1 protein-coding gene and 1 pseudogene are annotated in these 2,191 nt (G+C 41.7%); both read left to right on the top strand.

Annotation, left to right across the window (positions count from 1 at the left end; genetic code table 11):
- Window positions 1-514: pseudogene (locus FMM05_RS21075) on the top strand (hypothetical protein); the annotation flags it as partial.
- A 41-nt stretch (window positions 515-555) separates the two neighbouring features.
- Window positions 556-2,191, top strand: a 1,636-nt coding sequence (locus FMM05_RS20850; RefSeq protein WP_221932294.1) for a DUF6443 domain-containing protein, incomplete at its 3' end; no start/stop codon positions are given.

Raw genomic sequence — 2,191 nt, 5'->3', positions numbered from 1 at the left:
GTACTCTAATTCTGGCTGGGGTGGCAACAGTTCATATCTGCCAAAAACAATTTCAATCGCTAAAGGTGCTAACGCCGTTGAAAGCAGGTTGCAGTTTATTAATTATGATGGATACTGTAACCCGGTAGAGGCAAAACAGGAAAATGGCACCTCGGTGGTATACATCTGGGGCTATAATTCGACATTGCCCATAGCGGTTATTGAAAACATAACCTATGCCGCCTTAGCCGCCAACACTACAATTATTGGTTATATAAATGATGCCAAAAATTATTCCAATACCAACGATACAACTAACCTGTTATTAAAGCTTAATGATCTACGAACTTCTTTACCAGCTACAGCATCGATGACGGGATATACGCATAAGGCCTTGGTTGGGGTAACAAATATCATTGATAGTAAAGGCTATAAAACAGCTTATAATTATGATGCTTTCAACAGGCTTCTGGACGTTAGGGATGCGGGAAACAAGATACTCTCTGAAAATGAATATCACTACCGATCAAATTAGTGTATCGAAGCATCTTATAAATCACCTAAGCCAGCAATCACATGAAAAATCTACTATATATATTATTGTTATCGCCCCTGTTCAGCCTTGCGCAAACCAGCACACAGAATTACGTTAAGACTACAACCTATAAAGATGAGACTACTACCTCAAATCCATCCCTTGGACAGGTAAGTATTACCTACCTTGACGGCCTTGGCCGCCCCATACAACAGGTTGCCCATAAAGCTTCACCTACCGGTAAAAATATAATAACACACATTGAATATGATGCCTACAATAGGCAACCTAAAGAATACATGCCTTTTGCCAGCACTAGCCCAACGGTAAATATGGGATTTCATCCACAGGCAAAAGACAGCACAATGCTATATTACAACACAGCCCAGTTTGAAATGACCACAAATCCTTATACGGAACAATTTTTTGAGGCTTCCCCCCTAAATAGAGTTTTTGAGCAGGGCGCACCGGGAACTGATTGGAAAATTAATACTGCAAGTGACCTCGACCACACTATAAAGTTCGACTATCAAACTAACAAAGACTCAGAAGTCAGGAAATTCGTGGTAAATTTTACGGGTGGCGATACGGAAAAGACGGAACTCGCCTGTGTAGGCCACTATGCTGAGAATAACCTGTACAAGTCCATTGTCAAAAATGAGAACTGGAAACCTGCTGATGGAAAAAGTAATACAACAGAGGAGTTTAAAGACAAAGAAGGTCATATGGTATTAAAGCGTACCTACACGCGAGATACTACCTTAAACGTTGATGTGCCACACGACACCTACTATGTATATGATATTTATAACAACCTTACGTATGTTATCCCGCCTTTAGCTGCGGATGATATTGTACAGGAAATCGTATTAATAAGTTCTAATGGCAGGAATTATCCCTGGACTGCTCTTGGCCGTGTAAGCCAGCAACTGGCAGACGATTACCAGAGGGCTATCGAGGACTATGAGAACAGTGAGATACTTAATGCCGACCTTTTAAGCGCTTACGGCGGCCAGGGCGGCTTTACCCTGGTACCTGATGAGAATGGTAATTTGGTATTGAACATTAATATTACAACCACAAACCCAATGCCCTACCGGACAGGAATCATTGCCGATCTTAGAGAACTGGGCACTTTTACTGATCGTGATTTAGGAAGGATACAAGGTGCAGGATACAGCTACTACTTTCTTTTACGTGGCAACCAGTTAGAGGTTACAGGATCGGGAAATGTACCATCTGTTAATACGAGCTTTAACAGCGGTACGCCGTTGGAGTATAGCCAAAACCATGCATGGACAAAACTTTGTCGTGCTGATGCACAAATTGCACGTGATTATGACGCCGCTATCAGTACACTCAATAACAGTGAGATATTAACCACCTACACCGCAAATCCTTATGGCGCATTTGGTGGGGCAGCGATAAGTGTTGATGATGATAATACTGTATCCCTGTCTTTAAATATTACAAGTACAACACCCGTGCAATTTCTTACGGGTGCGGTTTTACCCCTTAGCATACAGAGAAAACTACCGGATATGGTATTAGATTCAATTTCGGGCTCAGGGTATAACTATGTGTTTAAGATTATTAATAATAACCTGCACATTACCGGCTCTGGAACGTTTACCAACATGCTGGTAAATAGTGTCCGCTACCCCAATGTTAGCTATC

The organism is Flavobacterium zepuense, assembly GCF_007097145.1.
Lineage (GTDB): Bacteria > Bacteroidota > Bacteroidia > Flavobacteriales > Flavobacteriaceae > Flavobacterium > Flavobacterium zepuense.
Note: the sequence above shows the minus strand (reverse complement) of the source record. Positions and strands in the feature narration are given on the sequence as shown.